This is a genomic window from Idiomarina zobellii (genome assembly GCF_900100855.1).
In the GTDB taxonomy this organism is placed as follows: domain Bacteria; phylum Pseudomonadota; class Gammaproteobacteria; order Enterobacterales; family Alteromonadaceae; genus Idiomarina; species Idiomarina zobellii.
Map to the genome: position 1 here is coordinate 26,382 of NZ_FNCB01000006.1, position 25,439 is coordinate 51,820.

Consider the following 25,439-nt stretch of genomic DNA (forward strand, 5'->3'; position numbering starts at 1 on the left):
AGAAGTATGTCGCAAAACACCATAGCCGAAAACAAGAAACGTCACGACTTAAGTGGTCATAGCGAGGTTTGGCTGTTCGGCTATGGGTCGTTGATTTACAAGGTCGACTTTCCTTACTTAGAGCGCGCACCGGCTTACATTGAAGGTTGGTCGCGACGTTTTTGGCAGGGGTCACACGACCACCGTGGTACGCCGGAAGCACCGGGGCGCGTTTTGACATTAATCGAAACGCCGGGAGAAAAGTGTACGGGTATGGCCTACAAAGTAACGCCCGATGTGTTTGAGCACTTAGATCATCGTGAGAAAAACGGTTATTTACGCTTTACCACACCCATGACGTTTCGAGACGGCAGCCAGCATGAAGGGCTTGTCTATATTGCAACCGAGGACAACGAAGCCTTCTTAGGGCCTGCCAGCAGTAAAGAGTTGGCTGAGCATATCGGGCAGGCGTCAGGCCCAAGCGGTCCAAACAGTGAGTATTTGGTGAAGCTACAGCTCGCGCTTGAACAGTTAGATGTTCACGACCCGCATGTTTACGACATTTACCAAGATTTAATAAATAGTTAGGGAATATCACCATGCGTGAGTCTATTGAAAGGCGTTCGTTCATACTGGCTTTGGCGCTTGTCAATGTTGTGTTTGCCTTGGTACTGAAACCGTTCTGGGGAGCTATATTTTGGGCTTGCGCAGTGGCGGTTATATTCTTTCCTCTTCAGGAAAAACTGAAAAGTATTTTTGGCGAGAAGCCAAACCGAGCGGCCTTAAGTACGCTGATGGTGGCCTTGTTCATTGTTGTATTACCGGTGTTAGGCATTGCTTATTCGTTTGTTCAGGAAGGTCTGAGCTTTTATCAAAAGCTTGACTCAGGCAAGGTCAACCCGGGTGAGTTTTTCGAAGAAATTAGAACCGCATTTCCTTTTATTAATGACTTACTGGCTCAGTTCGATATTACGCCAGCCGACGTTAGAGAGCGCCTGTCATCATTCGCTGTGACGGCAAGCCGAATGTTCGCGGAGCAAGCTTTAAGTATTGGTCAAAATACGTTTGCTTTTATTATGAGTGTCGCACTTATGCTGTATTTGACCTTCTTTTTGCTTCGCGACGGTAAGCAGTTGCTGTATGTCTTGATGAAGGCATTGCCACTGGGTGACGAACGTGAACGCCAATTGTTTCAAAAGTTCGCCGAAGTGACTCGTGCGACAGTAAAAGGAAACATTGTCGTTGCTATGGTGCAAGGTGCGTTAGGTGGCCTTATATTTTGGTTGTTAGATATTCCCGGCCCGATTTTATGGGGTGTGGTTATGGCGTTCTTGTCGCTAATACCTGCAGTGGGAGCAAGCTTGGTGTGGTTGCCGGTATCGATTTACCTCTTTGCGACGGGAAGTTGGGTTGCTGGCTCTATACTAGTAGCCTACGGCGCAGTGGTCATTGGTCTGGCCGACAATGTACTGCGTCCTCTTTTAGTGGGACGTGATACCAAACTGCCGGATTATTTAGTGTTGTTTTCAACGCTGGGCGGTATTGCATTATTTGGTATTACCGGCTTCGTTTTAGGGCCTCTCATTGCCGCGCTATTCTTGGTGTTTTGGCAGCTGTTTATGTCCGAGTTTAATACCACCGATGTCTATGAAGACGATAAACCGCAGCGTTAAAGCTGCGGTCTTAAATAACCGTCGAGCTGACCTTTAGGCGATAATACCCACTGCCAAAGCTGAATGTCGCGAGCGCGGAAAGCACCGGCGCAAGACAGCAGATAATATTTCCACATGCGATAAAACTCATCATCAAACTGGCTTTTAAGCTGCGGCCAGGCCGCATCAAAGTTCTCAAACCAAGCCATGAGCGTTTTATCGTAATACGCCCCAAAGTTATGAAGATCTTCGCAGACAAACTTCTGTTCCAGCGCTTGTCCAATTTGAGAAATAGAAGGAATTTCGCCGTTGGGGAAAATGTATTTGCTTATCCATGGGTCTGCCGCCGTATCACTGACGTTTTTACCAATAGTGTGAAGCAGAAAAAGTCCGTCAGGCTTGGTGCAGCGTAATGCCACATCCATATAGTCGTCGTAGTTTTTCTGCCCAACGTGCTCAAACATGCCCAAGCTAATGACTCGGTCAAACTGCTCGTTTAAGTCACGGTAGTCCTGTAAACGGAACTCGACAGGTAGCCCCTCACAGCGTTTCTCGCCCAGCGCCACCTGCTCTTTGGAAATGGTGACGCCCACACATTTCACACCATAGTTTTCAGCAGCGTATTTCATGAAGCTACCCCAGCCGCAACCAATATCCAGCACCGTCATGCCTGGTTTCAGCCCTAGCTTTTGGCAGCATAGCTCTAGCTTGTCACGTTGTGCGTCGTTTACGTTATCCGCTTTTTCCCAGTAACCGCAGGTATAGACCATGTTGTCATCAAGCATGGCTTGATACAGGTCGTTGCCCATGTCGTAGTGGTGTTGTCCGACTTTCCAGGCACGCGACTTGTCCTGTAAGTTAAATAAGCGGCTTTTCAGAGAGTGAAAAATGAGCCGGGCAGGGTTTACTTCGTCCTGAATGCCAGAGCGCAGCAGCTTAAAAAAGAACTGATCCAATGACTCGGCGTCCCACAGCCGAGCCATATAAGACTCACCAAGTCCCAGGTTGCCACGCGAAAGAGCCTCATCAAAAACAGACTCGTCATGAACTTGCATATCCCAGGCGCGGTTTCCGTTAATGCGAATATCGGCCTGGGCTAATAATTCCTCAACATATGCCTTAGAGGTTGCCATAACATTTGGTCCATTCTTTCCAGAAATGTCGCATTAACTTAACAGGAAGCTATAACCCTGACAATGAGTAGTCACTGTCCTTCCGGAGAGCGAATAAATTCAGGGTAAGCCTCCACGCCGCAGTCCACTTTATCTAAGCCCGCATACTCTTGTTCTTTGGTGACCCTTATTCCGATTGTGAATTTCAGTAACCCCCAAAGGACAAAGCTCGTTAAAAAGCCCCAGGCCAGAATGACGGATGCTCCTATCAACTGGTTAAGCAGAGTTGCCCCCGAGTCACTGATTGGAACGACCAGGGTACCGAATATTCCCACCACCCCGTGAACTGAAATAGCCCCAACAGGGTCATCGATATGCAGTTTGTCCAGAAAAATAATGGATAGCACAACCAGTATTCCTGCCGTAAAGCCAACAATGGCCGCCAGCCAACTTGGTGGAGTAACGGGTTGTGCTGTTATAGCAACTAAGCCTGCGAGGGCGCCATTTAGAATCATCGTGAGGTCAGCCTTTTTAAAAAAGACTTTGGTAAACAAATAGGCCGCGACCGTTCCTCCCGCTGCTGATATGTTGGTATTCACAAAGGCGGAAGCAATAGCATTGGCATCCGCGGTAGAGCTTAATGCAAGCTGAGAGCCGCCATTAAAGCCGAACCATCCGAACCATAAAACCAGAGTTCCCAAAGTGGCCAGTGGCATATTAGCGCCTGGAATGGCCATTACGGCACCTGATTTAGAATATTTGCCCAAGCGTGGACCAAGTAATAGAACAGCGGCAAAAGCGGCGGATGCTCCGGTTAGGTGAACAATACTTGAACCGGCAAAATCAACGAAGCCAAGTTCTGACAGGAAACCGCCACCCCAGCTCCATGCGCCCTGGATTGGGTAAATAAAGGCGCTTAATGCAACACAAAAAAGTAAAAAACTATTGAGTTTCATGCGCTCTGCAACAACGCCCGAAACAATAGACATTGCGGTGGCAACAAACACCATTTGGAAAAAGAAGCCGGCGTCAGCTGCGTGGGCTGTTGGCGCGGCATCTGGGTACATGATGGCATAACCAATAAACAAATAGCTGAGGCAGGCTAACGCATATAGGGTGATATTCTTAGTCAGTATCTCTGTCGTGTTTTTAGCTCTGACCAAACCGGCTTCAAGCATAGAGAAGCCCGCCGCCATCCACATAACAAAGGCGCCGGAGATTAATAAAAAGAAAGTGTCTAAAACATAAGGCAGTTGCGCTAAGTGCTGTTGAGATTCCATGAGTGCTTCCTCTATAAAGCTTGTTCGTTCGTTTCTCCAGTGCGAATGCGTATGCAATGCTCTAAAGGGGTGACAAAAATTTTCCCATCGCCAATGGCGCCGGTCTGCGCCGCTGACTGAATGACTTCTAACGCTCGCTCTAGCTGCGCGTCACTAACCGCAATTTCGATACGAATTTTAGGGAGAAAATCAACGGTGTATTCGGCGCCTCGGTAAAGTTCGGTGTGTCCTTTTTGACGACCAACACCTCTGACTTCCGATACGGTTAGTCCTTGGCAGCCTATCTCGAATAAAGACTCCTTCACGTCGTCCAATTTAAACGGCTTAATTAATGCGATAATCATTTTCATGGGCTTTACCTTGTTAATGCAGTGTTAACTTTGCCTTTCACGAACCATGCCAAAAAACAAAGTGTTGATTTTTAAGGTTAAATTTCTTTTTAAGAGCTTATTAAAGCGGAAACTTGCACTAAGCGGGTGCATTGCACCAAAAAGTCCTATTGATGCGGTGTGCTCAGAAGAGATACTATTTACCAACACTATTGAATGATTAAAGGGTTTAGCCATGCTGGTAGGTGAACGTCAGAGTGACTTAATTGGGCAGACCGATCTCTTACGTATTCCGTCATTATCGGATTTGACGGGGTGCGACATATTCCTGAAGTGCGAGTTTCAAAACCCGGGCGGCTCTATTAAAGACCGTGCGGCAAAGCAGCTTATTGAAGATGCCATGGAACGTGGCGAGCTGAAGCCGGGAATGACCGTTGTTGAGGGTACTGCGGGTAACACTGGCATTGGTTTGGCTGTCGTTGCTAAAGCTTACGGGCTAAACATGCTGGCGGTGATGCCCAATGACCAGACTCCGGAAAAAGAGCGAATGATACGCTTGCATGGCGGTGAGTTGATGGCAGTGGACCCGGTACCTTTTAAAAATGAAAACCACTTTTATCATACGGCGCGTCGTTTAGCAGAAGAGCGCGATGATTGCTGGTGGGCGAATCAGTTTGAAAATACCAGTAACGCACGGGCGCATTACCTGCACACCGCGCCTGAAATTTGGGAACAAATGAACGGTAATATCGACGTTTTTGTGTCGGTGGCAGGTACGGGCGGTACTATTGGCGGTAATTCTAAGTTTTTCAAAGAGCAGGACTCGACCATTGATGTGTGGCTGGCAGACCCTGACGGCTCTGGCATTTATGAGTTTCTGAAAACCGGCGAATATGTGTCACATGGCGGTTCGATGACTGAGGGTATCGGTATTATGCGTTTGGTCGACAATTTTAAGCAGGCAAAAATAGACCATGCGGTTAACTTGCCGGATCAGGATTTAGTGACTATCTCCCGTTACGTACGCGACCATGACGGCATTGTACTCGGCAGCAGCTCTGCACTGAATGTTGCGGCTGCTTTAGCTGCAGCTCTGAAAAAAGGGGCTGGACAACGTATTGTGACTTTCGCCTGTGACTTAGGTGAACGTTCAGCCAGTAAATTGTATAACCCGGAATACCTTCGAGGCCGCGAGTTGAGCCCTGAACCGGAGGCGATAGACGCATTGTTTGAGCGCTATCGTTCATTGGGCGATAAGGTATTAAATGTGAGCTGGAATAATGACTAAAATACTTGTCTATGCGGTAAGTTTTCTGGGCGTTATTGTCTCTTCGGCAACGGCAGAAGTTCTGCCGCAGCAAGGGTCACTGTCCGATCTGAAAATACCGCAGTTCATAGACATTGCACACCGGGGAGCATCGGGGTATGTGCCCGAGCACTCGCAAGCCAGCACCGTTATGGCGCATGCAATGGGCGCAGACTATATTGAGCAAGACATACAGTTAACCCGTGACAGTGTGCCTGTTGTGCTGCATGACGAAGTGCTGGACTACATTACTGATGTTTCCCAGGTATTTCCGGAAAAGCACCGCCCCGATGGTCATTATTATGTGGTGGATTTTTCCCTTGCTGAGTTAAAACAGCTGTCAATAACGCCACGGCATAAGGACTATGAGCTGGTATATCCTAAGCGCTTCGCAAATACTGAGGTTCGCTTTCCTATTCAAACCCTGGACGAGCAACTCAAATTAATTCATGAACTGAACCGGAGTCGCGAAGAAAACACAGGTATATACGTTGAGATAAAGTCGCCGCGTTGGTACCAGCAACAGGGATATGATGCAACGGCTGCGGTTATGTCGGTACTCGCTCAAAATGGTTATCACGACACTATGGCGACCCCAATTTATTTGCAGTCGTTCGACCCGGAAGTGCTACGCCGATTGAAACGTGAGTTTAACTGGGAGCAACCGCTTATACAGCTTATTGGTGATAACGACTGGGGCATGAGCGATGTGGATTACAGCTCCATGCGTACCAGTGCCGGACTGGAAGCAGTGAAGTCTTATGCCGAGGGCATTGGTCTTTGGTTGAGTCACGCACTGGAAGGCGTCAAAGAGGGGCAGCCCCAATGGTCAACAGTGTTAGACACGGCCGACAAAAAAGGTCTGGATGTTCATGTGTATACCTTGCGCGCGGATGACTTACCTGAAGGCGTAGAGTCTCACTCACAATTGCGACAGTGGCTGAGAGCCGCCGGTGTTGAAGGAGCGTTTACGGACTTTCCGGATCAAAAGTAAAGCGCATTTTTAAGCCATCAGAGCTGTCATCGTAATAGTTCGCGAGAACATCAATAGTTTCAAAGCCGCAGTCCTGATACCAGGATATTGCGGCTTTATTGTCTGATTTAACCTCCAATGAAAGAGCTTTCGCCTGGCTTTTTCGAGCGCATGAAATAAGCTCATCCATAAGCTTCTGGCCAATACCTTTGCCGCGCGCTTCTGGCGCTACGGCAATGGAGTAGAGCCGCCACACCGAGCTGTTTTTACGGGTCAGTACCAACGCATAACCAAGCAGTCTGTTTCCGCCTCGGGCTACCCAGCAGTAAGCCGTTGCAGAGCTCATTAAGTGCTTAAAGCTACGACGACTAATGCAACTGTAATTAAAGGTCGCGCGTTCCAGCCGGACTAAGTTGTCCAGGTCTGAAAGTTGAGCGCGTTCGACATTGACATTCACTGTGAGTTACCTGATCTTACTTGCGCTCGTCGAGCCTGCGGTTAAAGTCCGCCATAATTAGGCGGTAAAGTTCGTATCCCAGGTGTAGATCTTCCACACCGTATTCAATGGACGGGTTATCGTTAATCTCTATTACCACGGGGCCGTGCTCGGTTTGTTTAATATCGACACCGTATAGACCGTCACCAATAAGCCGGGTTGCCTGTAATGCCAGGCGAACCACATCTTTAGGTGCCTGATGCACCCCCAGCGTTGTAAACGAGCCGCTTTTAGCGCGAGAAGATGACTCTTTATGGTTATATATTTGCCAATGGTTACGCACCATAAAATACTGGCAGGCATAAATAGGCCGGTTATTCAGTACGCCGATACGCCAGTCGTAGTCCGTTTTAATAAACTCTTGTGCCAGCAAAATAGTCGACTGCTTAAATAATGATTCCGCAGTCGCTTGTAATTGCTCGAGGTTTTCTGCCTTCTCGACACCGATAGAAAATGAACCGTCAGGAATTTTTAAAACCACCGGGTAGCCTAAAGAGTCACCAATAGCTTTATAGTCGATGTCGGATTGACTCAGTAATAATTTAGTTTTTGGTGTGGCTACTTTGTGTTTGTCTAACAGCTCTTTTAAAAACACCTTATTAGCGCACTGAACAATAGCGTCAGGGTGGTCTATCACCACCATACCGTTGGCTTCTGCCTTTTTAGCAAAGTGGTAGGTGTAATGGTTAATTCGCGTGGTTTCTCTTATAAATAACGCGTCAAACTCCAGCAAACGGTTGAAGTCGTCTGCGGTTATTAACTCGGCGTCGATATCCGCTTCTTTTGCCGCCTTAATAAACTGGCTTAAAGCGCGTTTGTCAGAGGTAGGAATCGCCTCATCCGGGTTGTGTAATATGGCCAGATCAAAGCGCAGCTCCTTACGAGAGCGAGCTTTACGCCAAACTCGTTTACTGAACTGATCCAAAGCATTACCGAAAAAGCTTTGCTCGTTGTCGTCTAACTGGTTTAGGGCACCTGCCTGCAAAGCTGAAATATGCCAGCGACCATTAAACTCAAGCTGTACTCGTAATATTGGGCATGGATAGCGCTCGAAAATCTGCCGGGCAAAGTTTGTCAGCGCTTTTTCTTCGCACATACCTAAACAAATAAGTAAGGACAACGATTTCTTGTCGGACTGTTGCAGGTAACGCAGAAGTGATCGGTCGGTCGCATTAATGAGTAACTGATAGTGTGAAAAGTTGTTCACATCGTTAATAGTGGCAACTGACGGAATGACTTTTTGGCCGCGGGCTTCCGCTAATAGGCTGACATAGTAGCCGGTCGACAAGTAAGACAGGTCGTTACAAAGATTTAAAATACTTTGACGCGAATTCGAGTGAGTGGTTTGCAAGTACTCACTTGCGCTAAGTAAGCTTTGGCTAGGGTAATATGGCTGCCAATCGACCATGTCGTCAATAATGACGTGAGCCTGAGTTTGCATGATGTCCTGATATAAAAAGTGTAAAACCCACGAGTTTATTTGCTTATTAAAAGCAACTGACACTATATTAGAAAGATAACGGATAACAAGCAGATTTTATTGTTTTTTTGCTTTGAAAGGAGTCAGATAAATGCTGACAATTTTGGCTAAGCTGCTAAAGGCGTTGAACTCGGAAACGAGCCCATGGGCGCTGGCGTTAGCAGTCGTTTTAGGAATGTTCATTGGTCTGACGCCGCTGTGGCGGATCCATAACCTCATTATTATTCTTGCGGCCCTTATTTTTCGGGTGAATTTAAGCTTATTCCTGGTTTCTTTCGGTGTGTTCTCGGGTATTGCCTACCTGTTGGATCCGGTGTTCCACGACATTGGCCTGAGTATTCTGAATGCTTCAAGCTGGCAGGGTATCTACGAAGCCGCTTATGCCAGTGCGGTAGGGCGGTTGTCTATGTTTAACCACACCATAACCATGGGTAGTATCATTTTCAGCTTGTTGGCAGCGCCTTTTGTTGCCGCTATTAGCTATTTTGTCGTGGCAAATTATCGTAAGCGTATTCAAAAAGCCTTTATGAAACTGAAAGTTGTGCAAGTCATTAAAGGCAGTCGGTTCTGGCAAATTTATACGAGTCTAAGGGGGTAACCATGAAACGAGGTATTATTCGTTGGCCTGGGCTGGCCGTATTTGCTGGATTTGTGCTGCTGTTGGTGGCTATTTCCTGGTTATTTCTGGACTCTATTATAAAAGTCACTTTGGAGCATACACTCGGGCGCTTAAATGGCGCTGAAGTTAATATTGAGCAGGTTGAGCACAGCTGGTCGCCACTGGCGTTACGCATAAAAGGTGTGCAAGTGACAAATCCTCAGCAACCAACGTATAACCGGGTGCAAGTGGGGGAAGCGTCTGCCGATATCAGTCCGACAGAACTCATTTTGGGGCGCACTCTTATTGAACAGCTGACCATGACTGGTATAAGAGTCAATCAAGAGCGTGATAGTGAAGGCGAGGTGTACGTTCTGCCGTCAGAAGATGACATGAAGCAGTGGGCCGGCCAGTCCTGGGAAGACTTAAAAATGTCACTGCCGTCGACCGATGAGATTATGGCTCAGGTAAACCTTCGTACTGACAAAGTTATTGAAGAGTCAAAAGCGGCGTATGAGAAGCAGAAGCAGCAAGTTATCGCGGCGAAAGACGCTTTGCCGAGTGAAGATAAAATTAAAGAGTACGAGCAAAAGATAAAAGAAATAACCGAAGGCGATGTTAAAGACTTAGGAGCTATTGCAGCGCGCAAAGAGGCCTTAGACGAACTTAAAGAGTCTATTCGTAAAGACAAGGAGGCTATAGCAAACTTCCGGGACAGAGTGTCAGAAGCGAAAGACGTACTGCAAACACAAGTCACAGAGCTGAAAAACGCGCCGGGCAATGACATTGATAGAATTAAGTCGTTTTTTAGTATGGACGGGCAGGGCTTACAGAACGTGACCGGACTGCTATTGGGTGAACAGGCGAAGCAATGGAGTCAATACTTGTTGCTGGCCTACGAGCAACTGGGACCCATGCTGGCGCGTTCAGACAATTCAGAAACCGTTAAGCCAGTCCGTGGCGAAGGCCAGAGCATTTCTTTTGCTGAGGAAGACGCACCACCGGAATTTCTGATTAAAAAGGCGCGCACTGAGTTTATGGTGGCGGGCACCGTCATTGATGTTGACTGGCAGAATATTACTCATCAGCACAATTTACTGGGGCAGCCAACGACCTACCAGGCGCGTGCTGATAACAGTGAACTCTGGAAGGCGTTTAACTTAAACGGCGAACTCTCGCTCTCAGACTTGGGTATTGATGCTAAGCAACAATGGCAGTTAAAAGGTGCGCAGTTACAGAACCTTGGATTGAGTGAAAGTGCGGAGCTGAGCGCCCAAATTGTCTCCTCATTGCTAGACAGTGACGGCACTATTTTAGTCAGAGAAAACAAGCTTGATGGTAACGCCATGGTCAGAATGCTGAATCTGGACATGGATGCCAGCGGCTCCAGCAAACTGACCAATGCTATTGCCAGTGCGCTTAGCCAGTTACAGCGTTTGGACATTGCGACCAACATTACGGGCGATATTCAGAGTCCTTCGTTGAGTTTTGACTCGGACCTGGATGATCAACTGGGCAGTTTACTGGCTGATACCGCTATGTCAGAGGCTGACGGCAAACTGGCAGACATTAAAGCAGACTTAACGGCGAAAGTGTCTGATCAGTTAGGTGGTCAGGAAGAGCTGCTACAAAGCCTGACGCAATGGAACAGCGAATCAGGTGAGAAAGACCAGAAACTGGAAGAGTTACTGAAGTCTAAAATTGAAGACAGTCTGAAAGATAAGCTTAAGGGCCGCCTGTTTGGCGACTCTTAAGCTTAAGAAACCATGCGTTAAATCATAAACAGGCCAATAGCGATAGCTAGCCCAATAAAAGGGACAACCACGGTTACCGCAGCTATTGGCCAATATGCGGCGCCGTGAGTTTCCTTACAGATAGCGCGAATGGTTGTAACGATATAGCCATTATGAGGCAGTGAATCTAAGGCTCCGGAAGAAATTGAGACAATTCGATGAAGCTGTTCAGGGTTAACGCCGGCCTCTAAATAGTGAGGCCCCACTTCTGGAAGCGCTATGGCCTGTCCTCCGGAAGCTGAACCCGTCAGTCCCGCAATCACACTGACCGCTACTGCTGCCCCCACCAGCTCATTGCCGGGTAATCCTGTCATTGCTGTAACAGCCTGTTCAAACGCTGGCGTTATTTTAGCGACGCTACCAAAGCCAACAACAGCGGCGGTATTACCAATCGCGAGAAGAGCTCCTACGGTTGCCTCATTAATGGCATTCTGTGGTCGGTGAAAATGCTTGATGTTAATAATGACCAATGACAAAACGCCACCCAGCAACGCCAGTATTAAAGCGTTTTGCTGAAACTCTTCGTGGAAGAAGAATGAGATACTGAGTACCACCAAAAGCGGAATAAGAGATTTCAACGGGGAAGGTAAGTCACGGACAATTGTTTCGGGGTCATCGGGGCGACTTTCAAAGCACTCTCCATTAGCAACAGCCTTGTTTATCATTTTCTTGAGCCACCAGTAGCCCATAACAGCCATTAAACACGCAACCACCAAGCTAACTTCCCAGGCCGCATACGGGGAAGTCCCTAAATACTTGATAGGTATCCAGTTCTGTATCTCCGGGGAACCAGCCGAGGTCATTGTGAAAGTAACAGAACCGAAGGTAAGTGCAGCCGGGATAAATCGGCGTGGAAGATTTGCGTCTTTAAAAAGGCTTAAAGCCATTGGATAAACTGAAAAAGCAACAATAAACACACTCACTCCGCCGTAAGTTAGCACTGCGCAGGCGAGAACAACCGCTAGTACCGCTTGTTTACGACCGAGTTTATCGATAATAGACTTGGCCAAGCTGTCTGCAGCACCAGTGTCCTCCATAAACTTACCGAACATTGAGCCTAGTAAGAACATAAAAAACCAAGATGCTATGAATCCAGAAAAGCCATCCATATAAGTCGTTACAAAATTAGCATCTCCGGCAAGCACGCTGACGTTACTGGTCACTGCAACGCCCAGCGCACATAATGGGGCACTAATGAATAAGTTCACCCCACGCAGGGTAAGCACGATAAGTAAGGTTAACCCTCCAATTAAACCAATCATACTTAGCATAGTTTTTCCTTATTATTTTTTGCTAGTAATGATCCTGATGGTCACGAAACACTGTCAATGACCATTGATATTTAATAGCGCCTAAGCGCATGACTAATGTTGCTGACATACCGGCGGCGAGCGCAATAAGTGGTTGGAATGGCACCAGTAACACATATACCGTAGCGCCAACCAGACAGGTCGTAGCGTAAAGTTCGCCTTTTAGCACCATAGGTATGTCGCGCGCTAAAACGTCGCGAAGCATGCCGCCGAAACACGCCGATATTGTACCCATAATAACGGCAATAAATGGGGAGAAGCCTGCGGCTAGTGTCTTTTCGGCGCCCATGGCTGCGAAAAAGGCTAACCCGAAAGCATCGGCTATTTGTAGCGTTGTCATGGGTATGTAGGCTTTAAATCTTAACCACACAATGGTGAGTAATGCAGCGGTTAAAATGGTGTACAGATAAACTTCATCGTGCGTCCAGAACACCGGCAAGCCAAGTATTAAGTCCCGAATCGTTCCACCGCCAATAGCAGTCGCAGAAGCGAGAACAATGACACCAAAGCCGTCCATTTTCTTACGAAACGCTAATAATGTGCCAGCTATCGCAAAAACAGCGACACCAGCCTGATCTGTCCAGTAGAATATCTGTTCCATGTGCGGTATAAAAGGTCAAAATGTTAAGGCTTAGTTTGTCATTAACCTTTGCTGATTCCCAGCACAAATTATGCCGTCTTACACACAGTCAAGCTAAGGATTAGCGTCAATGAGTGTTACCCAGTGCACCACAAAACATGCGGTTGATGAACTGGTAGAGTCATACCAGCGCGTGCCTATGCTCATTATAGCCACGCACCCGAACCGGGAGCGTATTGGTGAGCGAGCGGCATTGCTCGACTTGCACCTATCAGGAACGGACTACTTAAGTCGTGTAAAACCTGAGTTTGCGAAAAATGGTAATGCCGGCCGCGCATTGCTCGATGAATATGTGAGCCGCTCGCCTATTATCTTTGAGGCCACTGACAGTGGTGGCATCAAGTTGCGTGCGCACAGCACTAAAACCGTTCTGACATTAGCCGGCCGCCGCCCTCAGGACGAGTATCTGGTGAGTGAGGACGAACTGGATAACGGTGTCGTACTCGGACTTAACCATCGTATTGTGCTGTTGTTTAAACGCCTTCCGTTAAAAGACACGACAGTTGACGACAGCCATACGCTAATGGGTATTAGCGCAGATATTCAGGCAATACGTCACCGAGTTGAGCATCTGGCGACGTTGTCCGTACCTGTTATTATTCGTGGTGCTATTGGTGTTGGTAAGCAACAAGCCGCGTATGCCATTCATAAAGAACAATTTGGCGATGATAAGCCTTTCATTTCAGTGAATTTAGCCGCCATTCACGATGCGGTCGCTGAAACAGAGTTATTTGGGGTGGTCAGAAATGCTAAGCATCAGCCGGGTTATTTCGAGCAGGCGGCTGGCGGCACTATTGTGTTGGAAGATATCGAAGACGCGTCAGACAACATACACCAACTACTGAGCCGCGCATTGCAGAGCCAAAGTGTCATGCCTAAAGGTAGCACTAAAGCCATACCTATTGAATGTCGCATTATAATAACCAGCCATCAGGAGAGTAGTGCCGTTGATGAGTCGTCGATGGTGTCGATGTTGTTTGAAAAGCTGGCGCCGTATCAGCTATTTATGCCGCCATTAGTGCAGCGTAAAGAAGATATTGGCCTGCTCTTTAACGCATTTGTTCGTGAGCAATGGCGCAAGTTGTATCCTGAAAAAGCGGATCAATTTGTCATACCGGGCGAGTTGATGAAACAGCTGATGACTTTTACCTGGCCGGGTAATGTTCGTCAGCTTCGAAATGTCGCGAGGCAGGTTGTTATCGACAGCCGAGATCAAGAGCAAATGTATTTAGACCCGCAATTGTTGTCTTTATTGAAGCCTCAGTCACCTCAGACGGGTTCGGCAGAGTCTGTGCCTAAACAACGCCGGCCGAACAGTGTGAGTCGGGGAGAACTTACAGGCGCTCTGGAAAGCTGCCAATTTGAACTCCAGGCTGTTGCCAAAAAGCTGAATATCTCAAGGGCGTCGGTTTATCAGTTAATCCAGCGCTTTGACGGTCTTCAGACAGCGCAGGATCTCAGCGAATCGGAAATTAAAGACAGCTACGCAAAACACCGGGGTGATACCGAAAAAATGATGTGGGAACTACGTGTCTCACAGATAGGCTTGAGACGGCGTTTAAAAAGCTTAGGTTATGACATTTGATTCTACTGAGAGTTGAAAAACTTTCTGTTAAGATACGCTGTCTGTAAATTACGAATTGTATTTTGGTTGCTTTGTCCCCATATCTCTGGAGAAGCAATCATAACGAATAATAATTTAACGTTAATTTGAGGGAAACTTATGGACTTTTTTATTAGCTCAGCTTATGCCCAGGACGCTGGTGGACAAAGTGGTGGCGGTATGGAGCTTATCTTCATGCTGGTCATGTTCGCTTTGATTTTCTACTTCATGATTTACCGCCCACAAGCAAAGCGCGTGAAAAAACACAAAGAATTAATGGGCTCTTTGAGCAAAGGTGACGAAGTTCTGACTCAAGGTGGGTTAGTTGGGAAAATCACCAAAGTGAGCGACGAAAAAGACTTTGTTGTTATCGCGTTGACTGACGAGTTAGAAGTGACCATTCAAAAAGGTGCTGTTACTTCTGTTCTTCCTAAGGGAACCATGAAATCACTGTAATGTGATAAAGAAATAAGCAGGGGCACGACGTGTTAAACAAATACCCGTTGTGGAAAAACTTGCTGGTTATCTTTGTTGTATTAGTGGCAGCGCTTTATGCGCTGCCAAATATTTATGGCGAAGACCCAGCGGTGCAAATTTCCGCAGATAGAAACGCAACCATTGATGCAAGCACTATGGACCGCGTGCGCAACACGCTGGACAGTGTTGGCATTGAACCCAAAAGCGTGTCATTAGAGAATGAACAACTGTTGGTTCGTTTGAACTCAGACAACGAGCAGTTAAAGGCCAGAGAAACCATTCTTGATAGCTTGGGTGACGACTATATTGTCGCACTTAACCTCGCACCGGCAACACCCGAGTGGCTGAAAAGCTTAGGTGCCCAACCAATGAAACTCGGCCTCGATTTACGTGGTGGTGTCCACTTCTTAATGGAAATCGATATGGACGAAGCAATGTCCAAAATTGTCGATGGCATGAAAGACACCGTAAGAGCTGAGCTGCGTGAAGAGCGTATCCGTTATAGCGCCGTTCGAGTTGACGACACAGCCGTTGAAGTCGAGCTTCGTAACGACGAAGCGTATCAGCAGGCAGCCCAATACCTTGATAACCGTTATCAAGGTTATGTACTTGTTGAAGACGAAGAAAATCGTACTCTGCGCTTAGAAATGAGCGAACAGAAGATTGTCGAAACGCGCGACTACGCAGTTGACCAAAATATTACCATTATGCGTAACCGTGTGAACGAGCTTGGCGTCGCCGAGCCGGTCATTCAACGCCAGGGCTCCAATCGCATTGTTGTTGAGTTACCTGGTGTTCAGGACACTGCCCGGGCAAAAGAAATTCTCGGCGCGACAGCAACGCTGGAATTTCGCATGGTCGACACTGAAAACGATGTCCGTGATGCGCAAAATGGCCGCGTGCCTTTTGGTAGTGAATTATTGCCAATGCGAGATGGTCCACAGCAACTGCTTAAAGAAGACGTTATTTTAACGGGTGACCACATTGTTAATGCTGGCGTTGGCTACGACGAATATAACCGTCCTCAGGTAAATATAACGCTAGACGGTGCTGGTGGTAACAAAATGTCGTTGGCAACAAAGGACAATGTCGGTAAGCCAATGGCAACGGTCTTTATTGAGTATGAAGCAACTGAAGAGCGCGACTCGGAAGGCAACCTGCAATTCACGAAAAGTGCTGAGGTTATCAACGTCGCGACCGTACAGTCTCGTCTTGGAAGTAGCTTCCGTATTACCGGTGTTGGTGCTAACGAAGCGCAAAACCTGGCGCTGCTGCTTCGCGCCGGTGCTCTTATTGCGCCTATTCAAATTGTTGAAGAGCGAACCGTTGGTCCAAGCCTGGGTCAGCAAAACATCGATTCAGGTATACAGGCTATTTTCTGGGGCTTCGTTTTAGTGTTGGCCTTTATGGTCGTGTATTACAAGAAGTTTGGTCTGGTCGCAAATGCGGCATTGGCAACCAACTTAATTTTAATTATTGGCGTTATGTCGATGATACCAGGAGCGACACTGACCTTGCCGGGTATGGCAGGTATTGTCTTAACCGTTGGTATGGCGGTCGATGCGAACGTACTTATTTTTGAGCGTATACGTGAAGAAATAAAAGCGAAGCGCAGTCCGCAACAGGCTATTCATCATGGTTATGACAGTGCTCTGTCGACCATAGCCGATGCCAACGTCACGACATTAATTGCCGCACTTATTCTGTTCGCTATTGGTAACGGGCCTATTAAAGGCTTCGCTATTACTCTAGCAATCGGCATTATTACATCCATGTTTACAGCCATTGTCGGTACGCGTGCCATTGTTAACTCCGTTTGGGGTGGCAAGCGCTTATCGAAGCTGTCGATATAAGGGAGGTACAGGAATATGATTAATTCAGAAGAACGACTTCCCTTTATGCGCTTCCGGGGTATTGCCGGAATCATCAGTGCATTATTGGTTATTGCGTCTATCGTGTCATTGTCGGTAAACAAACTGAACTTTGGTCTCGATTTTACCGGTGGTACTTTGTTGGAAGTTGGCTTTGAAGAGCCTGCGGACCTCAACCGAGTACGTAGCTCGTTAGAAAGCGAAGGCTTCGGCGATGCTGTTGTTCAGAATTACGGAACGCAGGAAGATATTCTTATTCGCCTGGAACCCCGTGCTGACGTAAAAGCCGAAGAGCTTGGTTCAAATATCCTCGAAGCACTGCGTGCAGAGTTCGATAAGACAGTTGAAATGCGCCGTATTGAATTCGTTGGCCCCAATGTTGGTGACGAGTTCATTGAGCAGGGCGGTTTAGCTATGCTGACAGCGCTAATCTGTATTTTGCTTTACATTGCGATGCGCTTTGAATGGCGTTTAGCGGTCGGCGCAGTCGCTGCGTTGGCGCACGATGTGACTCTTACACTTGGATTGTTCTCAGTGTTAGGCCTTGAGTTTGACTTAACGGTACTGGCAGCGCTTCTTGCGGTTATAGGTTACTCCATTAACGATACCGTTGTAGTGTGTGACCGTATACGTGAAACGTTCCGTAAGTACGCTAAGTTAACGCCTATTCAAACTGTGAACCGGGCACTGACTGACACATTAAGCCGTACTTTGGTCACGTCCATTACCACTATTTTGGTGTTGCTGACGTTGTTCTTCTTAGGCGGTCCATTAATTCACGGTTTCGCAACAGCGTTGTTATTCGGTGTGGTTATCGGTACCTACTCGTCAATTTACATTGCAAGTACCGTCGCCTTAGCCTTTGGTGTAAGCCGAGAAGACTTAATGCCTCCGGAAGTTGAAAAAGAAGGTGCAGACCAGGATCCTCTTCAATAAGAGGGTCCTGAGTTAACATTACAGGAGATTAGAGCATGCTAGCCGTTGTTTCACCTGCTAAAAATCTAGACTATGACAGTGACTTGCCGAAGTTAGACGTCACCCAGCCAAGAATGCTGGACCAGGCAGAGGCCTTGGTTAAAGTCTGTCGCAAATTAAGTCCACAAGACTTAGGCTCGCTAATGAAAATTAGTGATAAGTTAGCCGGGCTTAACGCTGCGCGATTTGAAGAGTGGCAACGGCCGTTCACGGAAGAAAATGCTCGTCCTGCAATGTATGCGTTTAACGGAGATGTCTACACGGGTTTAGAGGCAGCTTCGTTAGATGCTGAGGCAGTGAATAATGCGCAGCAGCATTTACGCATATTGTCAGGGCTATATGGTGTATTAAGACCTCTTGACTTAATGCAGCCATACCGCCTGGAAATGGGCACGAAGCTGCAAACCGAGAAAGGCAAAAACCTTTATGAATTTTGGGGTGAGTCGATAACAGAACAGCTCAATAAAGACCTGGACGCTATCGACAGCTCAATCTTAGTTAACTTGGCATCGAACGAGTATTTTTCTGCGGTAAAACCAAAAGCGCTGAACGCAGACATTGTAACGCCGGTGTTTAAAGACGAAAAAAATGGTCAATACAAAGTCATTAGCTTCTATGCTAAGAAAGCAAGAGGCATGATGGCGCGCTTTATTGTGAACCAAAAGCCACAATCTGTGTCTGATCTTAAAGAGTTTGATGCGGCCGGATACAGCTACAACGAAGACCTGTCAAAAGGTAATGAGTTGGTGTTTTGCCGGGCAGAGCAAAAATAAGGAGCCCTGAATGAGTGAAGACAAAGTAGAAAACTCTCCGGCAACAGAAGATGCCAGCCGGAAAACAACCTGGGCCGTTGTTATTGTCATTGTGGTTGCGGTCATTGCTGCTGTTATTTGGTGGTGGTTGCCCTCGGAAAAGCCACAGCAGCAAGAAAAGGTTGTTGTGGAGCAGTCAACCTCAACAGAGGTAGAAGCAGAGTCATACGAACCTGAAGAGCCTGCAGAACAAGAGCCGGAAACTTTACCCGAACCCGTAGAGCCAGAGCCTGAACCGGTTGAACAAACCGAAGAAGACCCCGAGCCTGAACAAATAGCACTACCAGAGCTTAACAACAGTACGCCGACGGTTTTACAGGAGCTGGACTCAAGCGATATTAACATTCGTCCGCTGAAAAGCTCTCAGCTTATCCGCGACGCTGTCGTATTAGCCGACAATATTAGTAATGGCAGTATTGTTCGAGACCGCACTATTGTGCAGCGCCCGGATGGTCGTTTTAGCGTTATAGAAGTGGATGGTGAGCTTTATATTGATGAGAGTTCCTACCGTCGTTACGACGCACTAGTCGACTGGTTCGTTAGTCTGGACGCCTACGCATTAGCTGACAACTACGAGCTCTTTAAGCCTTTAGTTCAGGAAGCGTATGCGGAAATTGGTTACCCGGATTCAAACTTTGATGACACCCTAATCGAAGCTATCGATGTGCTGCTGTCGACACCAGTGCCGGAAGGTTTGGTCGAGGTGAACGCTGACAGCGTCATGTATACTTATGCGGATGATGCTTATGAAGCGTTACCGGCAGCCCAAAAGCAATTGTTGCGCATGGGGCCGGACAATATCGAGCGTATTAAACAAAAACTTAGAGAAATCCAAAGGGCACTGCAGTAGTTTATGAAAAGTAACGATCAGCTTCCTGAATTTGTAAAAGGCGAATTTCCTGTCAGAGATAATCGTTTCTTGCGCTGGGTTGGCCGTGTTGGAATGCGTCTCATGGGAGGCTGGAAAATTAACGGAAGTATGCCAGCGGTTAAAAAGGCGATTCTTCCTGTGGCGCCACATACGTCAAACTGGGACTTCCCGGTTGGCGCGTTCGTTATGCTTGCTATGGGACTTAAACTGAATTACCTGGGTAAGAATAGCCTGTTCCGCTTTCCTATAAAAACGCTGATGACCAAGCTGGGAGGCATTCCTGTAGATAGAAGTGCCGCTAATGGGGTAGTTGGCAGCATGGTCGAGCAGTTTCGTAGCAAGGACGAGCTTATTCTGGTTATCACCCCGGAGGGTACGCGTAAAAAAGTCACTGAATGGAAAAAGGGCTTTTTGCACATGGCGAAGCAAGCAAAAGTACCGGTTATACCAATTGCATTCGACTTTGCCCGTAAAGCCATTGATATTGGCCCAGCGTTAATGATCACCGACGAAATTGAAAAAGAACTACTTCGTGTGAAGTCGTTTTTTGCGCATGCGCAGGGCAAACGGAGTGAAGCATCGTGCTAAGGACCTTTGTTGCAGTCATTACAAGTGCTCTTTTGCTGGTCGTAATGCCAGTAAAAGCCGGCGACTTTTGGCAGCAGCAATGGACAGTGCCCGGTGAAACAGAAAGCAATAATTTAACCATTCGGCCGCTAAGAGAATCCGACAAGGCACGTTTTTTCCATGCTTATATGACCTCGCAAAAGTGGCTTTACAAAAAGCTTGGCTGGTCGTGGCCTTCAGAGAAAAGCACACTCGAGCAAAACAGTACAATGGTGAACTACCATCTGGAACAGGCAGCCGAAAAAACGGCGTTTACCTACATTGTGATTGATAAGTCAGACAGCTCTATTGTCGGCGCTGTGTACATGGTTCCGGTAGCGCCCGAGCGGCAGGAGCAAAGTGGTATTTCAAGAAATGCTTATAACGCTGAAGTCAGTTGGTGGTTACTAGAAAGCGCAGTCGACAACAACCTTCACAACGACCTTTTCTCGTTACTAACACGTTGGCTCGGTGAGAGTTGGCCTTGGCGGCAGGTCATGTTTCCTGTTTCAGACAATAATGCTACTGCCTTGCAGCTGCTGGAAAGCAGCGAGGCGCGCTACATTGGCAGAAACCTCGATACACAAGAAAAGTATTTCTCATACGCAATTTCACGCAAATAATTCCTCGTTGTGCTATGATCGCGCGCAATTCGCTATTGAGTATAAAAGACAGGTTAATTAAGGAAGACTTATGCAGGTAATTGAAGGCGGTATCAATGCGGCTGGCAAAAAATTTGCCATTATCGTATCTCGCTTCAACCATTTCGTTGTTGAAAGCTTACTGGACGGTGCTGTTCAAACATTAAAGCATTATGGCGAAGTGGCGGACGACGACATTACTGTGGTACGTGTTCCTGGTGCCTATGAAATTCCGGTTACCGCAAAACGTCTGGCGCAATCGGGTAAATACGATGCCATTATCGCTGTCGGTGCAGTGATTCGCGGCGGTACGCCTCATTTTGAGTTTGTCGCAGGCGAGTGCAATAGCGGGCTGGGTCGTGTTGCAACCGAATTTGGATTACCGGTAGCCTTTGGTGTTATTACCACAGACTCATTAGAGCAAGCTATTGAACGAAGCGGCTCTAAAGCGGGTAACAAAGGTTCCGAAGCCGCTTTAAGCGCGCTCGAAATGGTCAACGTACTGGATAAAATCTGAAGATGAAACCTGCAGCACGAAGAAAAGCACGAAAGTTAGCGGTTCAGGCTATTTACTCCTGGCAGTTGTCGCAAAACAGTTTTAGCGATATAGAAGCTCAGTTTTTAACAGATACGGACACCGATAAAGTCGACGTAGATTACTTTCTTGAGCTAGTGCGAGGCGTTGGCGGTCATTACCGTTCGCTCGACGAGTCTTTGAAGCCATTTTTGGCACGTCCGATAAACGAGCTTGATCCTATCGAGCTGGCGGTTCTGCGTATTGCGGCTTACGAGTTAAGCGAACGCATGGATGTTCCGTACAAAGTTGCCATTAACGAAGCGATTGAACTTGCCAAGTCATTTGGCGCTGACGAAAGCCATCGTTTTGTGAATGGTGTTCTGGACAAAGCGGTAGATACCTTACGACCCGCACGAAAATAGTTATGCCTAACGACGAGTTTTCTCTCATTAACGATTATTTTGCAAATCGCTCCGCTCGTCGGAGCGATGTTGTAATAGGCATTGGCGACGACGGCGCTGTCGTTAAACCCATGCCCGAGCACGATATCGTTGTGGTTACTGACACCTTAGTTGAAGGTGTACATTTCGACAAAACCACGCCGCCAAGAGCCATCGGCCACAAAGCTGTTGCCGTCAATTTAAGCGACCTGGCGGCAATGGGGGCGCAACCAAGTTGGGTGAGCTTAGCGCTGACGTGCCCCAATACTAACCAAGATTGGTGGACAGAGTTCAGTAGCGGCCTTGATGAAATCTGCCGTTACTATGACTGCCAGCTTATCGGTGGTGACACAACCAAAGGCCCTTTAACGATAACTGTTACTGCTCATGGGCAGTTGCCTTCAGGAACTGCAATTAGCCGAAGCGGAGCAAAGCCCGGCGACTGGGTTTACGTGAGTGGCTCACTTGGTGATGCTGGACTTGGCTTACAAGTCACACAGAATAAAGTCAGCACAACAGGCCGCCACTTGCAGCACGTTATTGAGAAGTTACATTACCCAACGCCTCGTGTGGCAATGGGGCAGGTACTTCGGGGCGTTGCAACGTCTTGCATTGACGTCTCTGATGGCCTGATAGCCGATTTAGGGCATTTACTGAATCAGGCACAAGTTTCCGCGCAAATCGATTTAGAAAAATTACCCCTGTCATTGGCACTTACCGAAACATTAAACGCCAATGAAGCCCTGGCTATGGCGTTAACAGCCGGTGACGACTACGAGCTATGTTTTACATTGCCTGAAGAGCACCGTGGTCGCATGGAAACGCTGACATCGCATTTAAAGACCAAGCCCGTTTGTATCGGCCGGATAATGAAAGGTGCTGAAGCAAAAATTAACATGCACTACGAAGGCGAGCCGTGGGAACTTCCGCAAGGCTATAAAAGCTTTAACCACTTTGCCGAAGAAGAAATAGTCAAAGAAGGCGAGTAAATCATGCCGAAACTGAATTGGTTTAACCCCATCCACTGGCTCTCCCTTGGTTTCGGCACAGGGTTAGCCCCAAAAGCCCCCGGCACCTTCGGCACACTCGTCGGCATACCCGTTGTCTACCTAATTTCCCAGCTTACGTGGCAGTGGCAACTCATCGCCCTGATACTGGCTACAATTATCGGTATCTTTCTGTGCCAATACACCGCCAAAGCCATGGGCGAGCACGACCATCCATCCATCGTATGGGACGAAATAGTCGGCTACGGCTTCGCCATGTTTGCATTACCTTTTGAAGCAACCTGGCTCATCGCCGCCTTTATTTTATTCCGCCTTTTCGACATCTGGAAACCCGGCCCCATCGGTTGGTCCGACAGAAAGCTCACCGGCGGCACCGGCATAATGATGGACGACGTCCTGGCCGGCATCCTAACCACCGCCATCTTGCATGGCGTAGGCCTGATAATTTAGAGAAATAGCTCTTTCGGAAGCGCTGAGGCTCCAGAACATCCTTTTGAGGACGCCCGTGAATACATCCCTGTAGGGCTTGAGCAGCGCCATTCATGGCGCTGCACACCTCAATAGGATGTCCCGGAACCTTTGAGTGCGCTCCCTTCGATCTATTTCTCTAAATTATCAGGCCTAGATGTATGCAAGAAGGGGAGGTTGAGCACTTGTAAGCGTTAAAAGCATAGAGCTTCCCCCTGGCGGAGTGTCGAAGGCCATGGATGGCCTTCGTCAAGCGTTCATGGATGAACTTGTAGCGTCTCCGCCAGGGGGAAGCTTTATGCTCAAGCGAAGCAAGTGAACAACCTCCCCTCAGCGCTCGCTTTTCCGCGATCTAGAAAAAGCGGGCTTTGACTTGGGCTTCTATGCCTTTGGCGTCGAGGTTGAGTTCGGTGCGGATTTCGGCTTGGGAGCCATGTTTAATGAACTCGTCGGGGAGTCCTAGCTGCAGGACAGGAATAGACAAGCCTTTGTCGGCGAGATATTCCAGTACAGCACTGCCAGCGCCACCGGCTGTTACGTTTTCTTCAACGGTGACTAAACTGTCGTGTTTGGCAACGGTGTCTTCAATGGCTTGGGTATCCAGAGGCTTCACAAAGCGCATATCAATAACACTGGCGTTTAATGCGTCTGCTGCTTGCTGAACTTCGGGCAATAGTGTGCCAAAGTTCAGGAATGCTATTTTTTCACCTTCGCGGACGGTTCTGGCTTTGCCTATTTCTAGTGGCTTGGGGTCTCTCAATTCGAGCCCGACACCGGCTCCGCGTGGATACCTTACTGAAGCAGGCCCTTTATACTGATAACCGGTGGTTAGCATATCCAGGCATTCTTGCTCGTCACTAGGCGTCATTATGACCATATTCGGTATGCAGCGCATGTAACTAATATCGAAAGCGCCCTGGTGGGTTGGGCCGTCGGCACCAACAATACCGGCGCGGTCAATAGCAAATAACACATCTAAGTTCTGTAGCGCCACGTCGTGAATTAACTGGTCGTAACCGCGCTGTAAGAACGTGGAGTAAATAGCGACAACAGGTTTCATACCAGCTATGGCTAAACCAGCGGCGTAGGTGACACTATGCTGCTCAGCTATGGCGACATCAAAATATTGTTCAGGGTAGGCCTGTGAAAATTCGACCATCCCGGAGCCTTCCCGCATAGCGGGTGTTATTGCCATTAAGGACTTATCATTTTGAGCCGTGCTACACAGCCATTGGCCAAAAATATCGGAGTAGTTAGGCACTCCCGGTGCCTTTTGTGGCAGCTCTGATGACTTAGGGTCAAACTTGGGCACGCCGTGGTAACCAATAGGATCTTTCTCAGCGGGCTTATAGCCTTTGCCTTTTTGCGTCACTATATGCAGTAACTGAGGACCTTTCAGGTCTTTCATATTACGTAGGGTGTCTACCAGCGCATTAACATCGTGACCGTCAATGGGGCCTATATAGTTAAAGCCAAGCTCTTCGAAAATTGTGCCTGGCGCCATCATGCCCTTCATATGCTCTTCGGCACGGCTGGCGAAATGACGAATATGAGGCAGTGGACTTAGCAGCTTCTTGCCGCTCTCGCGTAATGAGGTATAAAAACGGCCAGACAGTAAGCGCGCGAAATGATGGTTCAGCGCACCGACATTCTCTGAAATTGACATGTCATTGTCGTTCAGAATAACCAGCATATCGGGTTTTATGTCACCCGCATGGTTCATTGCTTCAAAGGCCATACCGGCGGTCATGGCGCCGTCACCAATAATGGACACCACTTTCTGCTCACGTTTTTGACGCTGCGCGGCAACGGCTAAACCTAAAGCCGCGGATATTGATGTACTCGAATGCCCAACAGAAAGCACGTCATAGTCGCTTTCTTCGCGCCATGGGAAAGGGTGCAAACCGTCTTTTTGGCGAATGGTATGCAGCTGTTCTTTGCGACCGGTCAGAATTTTGTGCGGATATGCCTGGTGGCCAACGTCCCAAACTAACTTGTCATTTGGCGTGTGATAAACGTAGTGCAGAGCAACAGTAAGCTCAACAGTTCCCAGGCCAGAGGCCAGGTGACCACTGCTTTGACTGACTGAGGTCAGCAAAAACTGACGCACTTCAGCGCATAAATCGGTCAGTTGACCCGGCGCAAGCTCGCGCAAATCAGCTGGAGAATTAATTTTATCGAGTAACGGGTAATTTTGTATCAT

Annotated in this window: 26 protein-coding genes; 18 read left to right on the top strand and 8 right to left on the bottom strand. The window is 47.8% G+C overall.

What is annotated here, in order from left to right:
• Positions 1-6: 6 nt before the first annotated feature.
• Both BLT32_RS07215 and BLT32_RS07220 read left to right on the top strand, forming a co-directional pair.
• Positions 7-567 carry a gamma-glutamylcyclotransferase gene (locus BLT32_RS07215; protein ID WP_053953687.1) on the top strand — a complete coding sequence of 187 codons (561 nt, stop codon included), beginning with the start codon at positions 7-9 and terminating at the stop codon, positions 565-567.
• An 11-nt stretch (positions 568-578) separates the two neighbouring features.
• Positions 579-1,652 carry an AI-2E family transporter gene (locus BLT32_RS07220; protein ID WP_053953688.1) on the top strand — a complete coding sequence of 358 codons (1,074 nt, stop codon included), beginning with the start codon at positions 579-581 and terminating at the stop codon, positions 1,650-1,652.
• Here the strand turns inward: BLT32_RS07220 and cfa are convergent.
• From cfa to BLT32_RS07235, 3 genes are all read right to left on the bottom strand, one after another.
• Positions 1,649-2,764, bottom strand: a complete 1,116-nt coding sequence (cfa, locus tag BLT32_RS07225; protein WP_053953689.1) for a cyclopropane fatty acyl phospholipid synthase — start codon at positions 2,762-2,764, stop codon at positions 1,649-1,651. The two genes, BLT32_RS07220 and cfa, sit on opposite strands and share 4 nt — an antisense overlap.
• Before the next feature lie 71 nt (positions 2,765-2,835).
• Positions 2,836-4,023: an ammonium transporter family protein gene (locus tag BLT32_RS07230; protein ID WP_053953690.1), complete on the bottom strand. Its 1,188-nt coding sequence runs from the start codon at positions 4,021-4,023 to the stop codon at positions 2,836-2,838.
• A gap of 11 nt (positions 4,024-4,034) precedes the next feature.
• A complete protein-coding gene (locus tag BLT32_RS07235) occupies positions 4,035-4,373 on the bottom strand; it encodes a P-II family nitrogen regulator (protein WP_053953691.1) in 339 nt (112 codons plus the stop codon).
• Positions 4,374-4,587: 214 nt separating this feature from the next.
• On the opposite strand from BLT32_RS07235, the gene BLT32_RS07240 reads away from it, so the two are divergent.
• Together BLT32_RS07240 and glpQ are read left to right on the top strand one after the other, a co-directional pair.
• Positions 4,588-5,640 (top strand): cysteine synthase A, encoded by a 1,053-nt coding sequence (locus tag BLT32_RS07240; RefSeq protein WP_053953692.1) that lies wholly within the window; start codon positions 4,588-4,590, stop codon positions 5,638-5,640.
• Entirely contained in the window at positions 5,633-6,652 is a 1,020-nt protein-coding gene (glpQ, locus tag BLT32_RS07245; protein WP_053953693.1) for a glycerophosphodiester phosphodiesterase, read from the top strand. The genes BLT32_RS07240 and glpQ overlap by 8 nt, the downstream gene beginning before the upstream one ends.
• On the opposite strand, the gene rimI is transcribed toward glpQ, so the two are convergent.
• Entirely contained in the window at positions 6,627-7,088 is a 462-nt protein-coding gene (gene rimI, locus BLT32_RS07250; protein WP_053953694.1) for a ribosomal protein S18-alanine N-acetyltransferase, read from the bottom strand. The two genes, glpQ and rimI, sit on opposite strands and share 26 nt — an antisense overlap.
• A 16-nt stretch (positions 7,089-7,104) precedes the next feature.
• A complete protein-coding gene (locus BLT32_RS07255; RefSeq protein ID WP_053953695.1) occupies positions 7,105-8,568 on the bottom strand; it encodes a RimK family ATP-grasp domain-containing protein in 1,464 nt (487 codons plus the stop codon).
• Positions 8,569-8,698: 130 nt separating this feature from the next.
• On the opposite strand from BLT32_RS07255, the gene BLT32_RS07260 reads away from it, so the two are divergent.
• Both BLT32_RS07260 and BLT32_RS07265 read left to right on the top strand, forming a co-directional pair.
• A complete protein-coding gene (locus tag BLT32_RS07260; RefSeq protein WP_053953696.1) occupies positions 8,699-9,205 on the top strand; it encodes a DUF2062 domain-containing protein in 507 nt (168 codons plus the stop codon).
• A gap of 2 nt (positions 9,206-9,207) precedes the next feature.
• Positions 9,208-10,959: a TIGR03545 family protein gene (locus BLT32_RS07265; protein WP_053953697.1), complete on the top strand. Its 1,752-nt coding sequence runs from the start codon at positions 9,208-9,210 to the stop codon at positions 10,957-10,959.
• Between the two features lie 17 nt (positions 10,960-10,976).
• Here the strand turns inward: BLT32_RS07265 and BLT32_RS07270 are convergent, their stop codons facing one another.
• Entirely contained in the window at positions 10,977-12,269 is a 1,293-nt protein-coding gene (locus BLT32_RS07270) for a GntP family permease (RefSeq protein WP_053953698.1), read from the bottom strand.
• A 22-nt stretch (positions 12,270-12,291) separates the two neighbouring features.
• The gene (locus BLT32_RS07275) at positions 12,292-12,909 is read right to left on the bottom strand and encodes a trimeric intracellular cation channel family protein (RefSeq protein ID WP_053953699.1); all 618 of its coding nucleotides are present in this window, start codon (positions 12,907-12,909) and stop codon (positions 12,292-12,294) included.
• A 109-nt stretch (positions 12,910-13,018) separates the two neighbouring features.
• On the opposite strand from BLT32_RS07275, the gene BLT32_RS07280 reads away from it, so the two are divergent.
• From BLT32_RS07280 to BLT32_RS07335, 12 genes are all read left to right on the top strand, one after another.
• Positions 13,019-14,533 carry a sigma-54-dependent transcriptional regulator gene (locus BLT32_RS07280; protein ID WP_053953700.1) on the top strand — a complete coding sequence of 505 codons (1,515 nt, stop codon included), beginning with the start codon at positions 13,019-13,021 and terminating at the stop codon, positions 14,531-14,533.
• 138 nt (positions 14,534-14,671) lie between these two features.
• Complete coding sequence (gene yajC, locus BLT32_RS07285; protein WP_053953701.1) at positions 14,672-15,007, top strand: preprotein translocase subunit YajC; 336 nt, start codon at positions 14,672-14,674, stop codon at positions 15,005-15,007.
• 29 nt (positions 15,008-15,036) lie between these two features.
• Positions 15,037-16,881, top strand: a complete 1,845-nt coding sequence (gene secD, locus BLT32_RS07290; RefSeq protein WP_053953702.1) for a protein translocase subunit SecD — start codon at positions 15,037-15,039, stop codon at positions 16,879-16,881.
• A gap of 15 nt (positions 16,882-16,896) precedes the next feature.
• Complete coding sequence (secF, locus tag BLT32_RS07295; protein WP_053953703.1) at positions 16,897-17,835, top strand: protein translocase subunit SecF; 939 nt, start codon at positions 16,897-16,899, stop codon at positions 17,833-17,835.
• Between the two features lie 35 nt (positions 17,836-17,870).
• Positions 17,871-18,647, top strand: coding sequence for a peroxide stress protein YaaA (gene yaaA, locus BLT32_RS07300; RefSeq protein WP_053953704.1), 777 nt, complete (start codon positions 17,871-17,873; stop codon positions 18,645-18,647).
• A 10-nt stretch (positions 18,648-18,657) separates the two neighbouring features.
• The gene (locus tag BLT32_RS07305; RefSeq protein ID WP_053953705.1) at positions 18,658-19,536 is read left to right on the top strand and encodes a DUF3014 domain-containing protein; all 879 of its coding nucleotides are present in this window, start codon (positions 18,658-18,660) and stop codon (positions 19,534-19,536) included.
• Between the two features lie 3 nt (positions 19,537-19,539).
• Positions 19,540-20,145 carry a lysophospholipid acyltransferase family protein gene (locus tag BLT32_RS07310; protein ID WP_053953706.1) on the top strand — a complete coding sequence of 202 codons (606 nt, stop codon included), beginning with the start codon at positions 19,540-19,542 and terminating at the stop codon, positions 20,143-20,145.
• A gap of 44 nt (positions 20,146-20,189) precedes the next feature.
• On the top strand, positions 20,190-20,786 hold the full coding sequence (locus BLT32_RS07315) for a GNAT family N-acetyltransferase (protein WP_053953758.1): 597 nt from the start codon (positions 20,190-20,192) through the stop codon (positions 20,784-20,786).
• 70 nt (positions 20,787-20,856) lie between these two features.
• The gene (gene ribH / locus BLT32_RS07320; protein WP_053953707.1) at positions 20,857-21,321 is read left to right on the top strand and encodes a 6,7-dimethyl-8-ribityllumazine synthase; all 465 of its coding nucleotides are present in this window, start codon (positions 20,857-20,859) and stop codon (positions 21,319-21,321) included.
• A gap of 2 nt (positions 21,322-21,323) precedes the next feature.
• Positions 21,324-21,743: a transcription antitermination factor NusB gene (nusB, locus tag BLT32_RS07325; protein ID WP_053953708.1), complete on the top strand. Its 420-nt coding sequence runs from the start codon at positions 21,324-21,326 to the stop codon at positions 21,741-21,743.
• A 2-nt stretch (positions 21,744-21,745) separates the two neighbouring features.
• A complete protein-coding gene (thiL, locus tag BLT32_RS07330) occupies positions 21,746-22,750 on the top strand; it encodes a thiamine-phosphate kinase (RefSeq protein WP_053953709.1) in 1,005 nt (334 codons plus the stop codon).
• Between the two features lie 3 nt (positions 22,751-22,753).
• Positions 22,754-23,218, top strand: a complete 465-nt coding sequence (locus BLT32_RS07335; RefSeq protein WP_053953710.1) for a phosphatidylglycerophosphatase A family protein — start codon at positions 22,754-22,756, stop codon at positions 23,216-23,218.
• A 370-nt stretch (positions 23,219-23,588) separates the two neighbouring features.
• Here the strand turns inward: BLT32_RS07335 and dxs are convergent, their stop codons facing one another.
• Entirely contained in the window at positions 23,589-25,439 is a 1,851-nt protein-coding gene (gene dxs / locus BLT32_RS07340; RefSeq protein WP_053953711.1) for a 1-deoxy-D-xylulose-5-phosphate synthase, read from the bottom strand.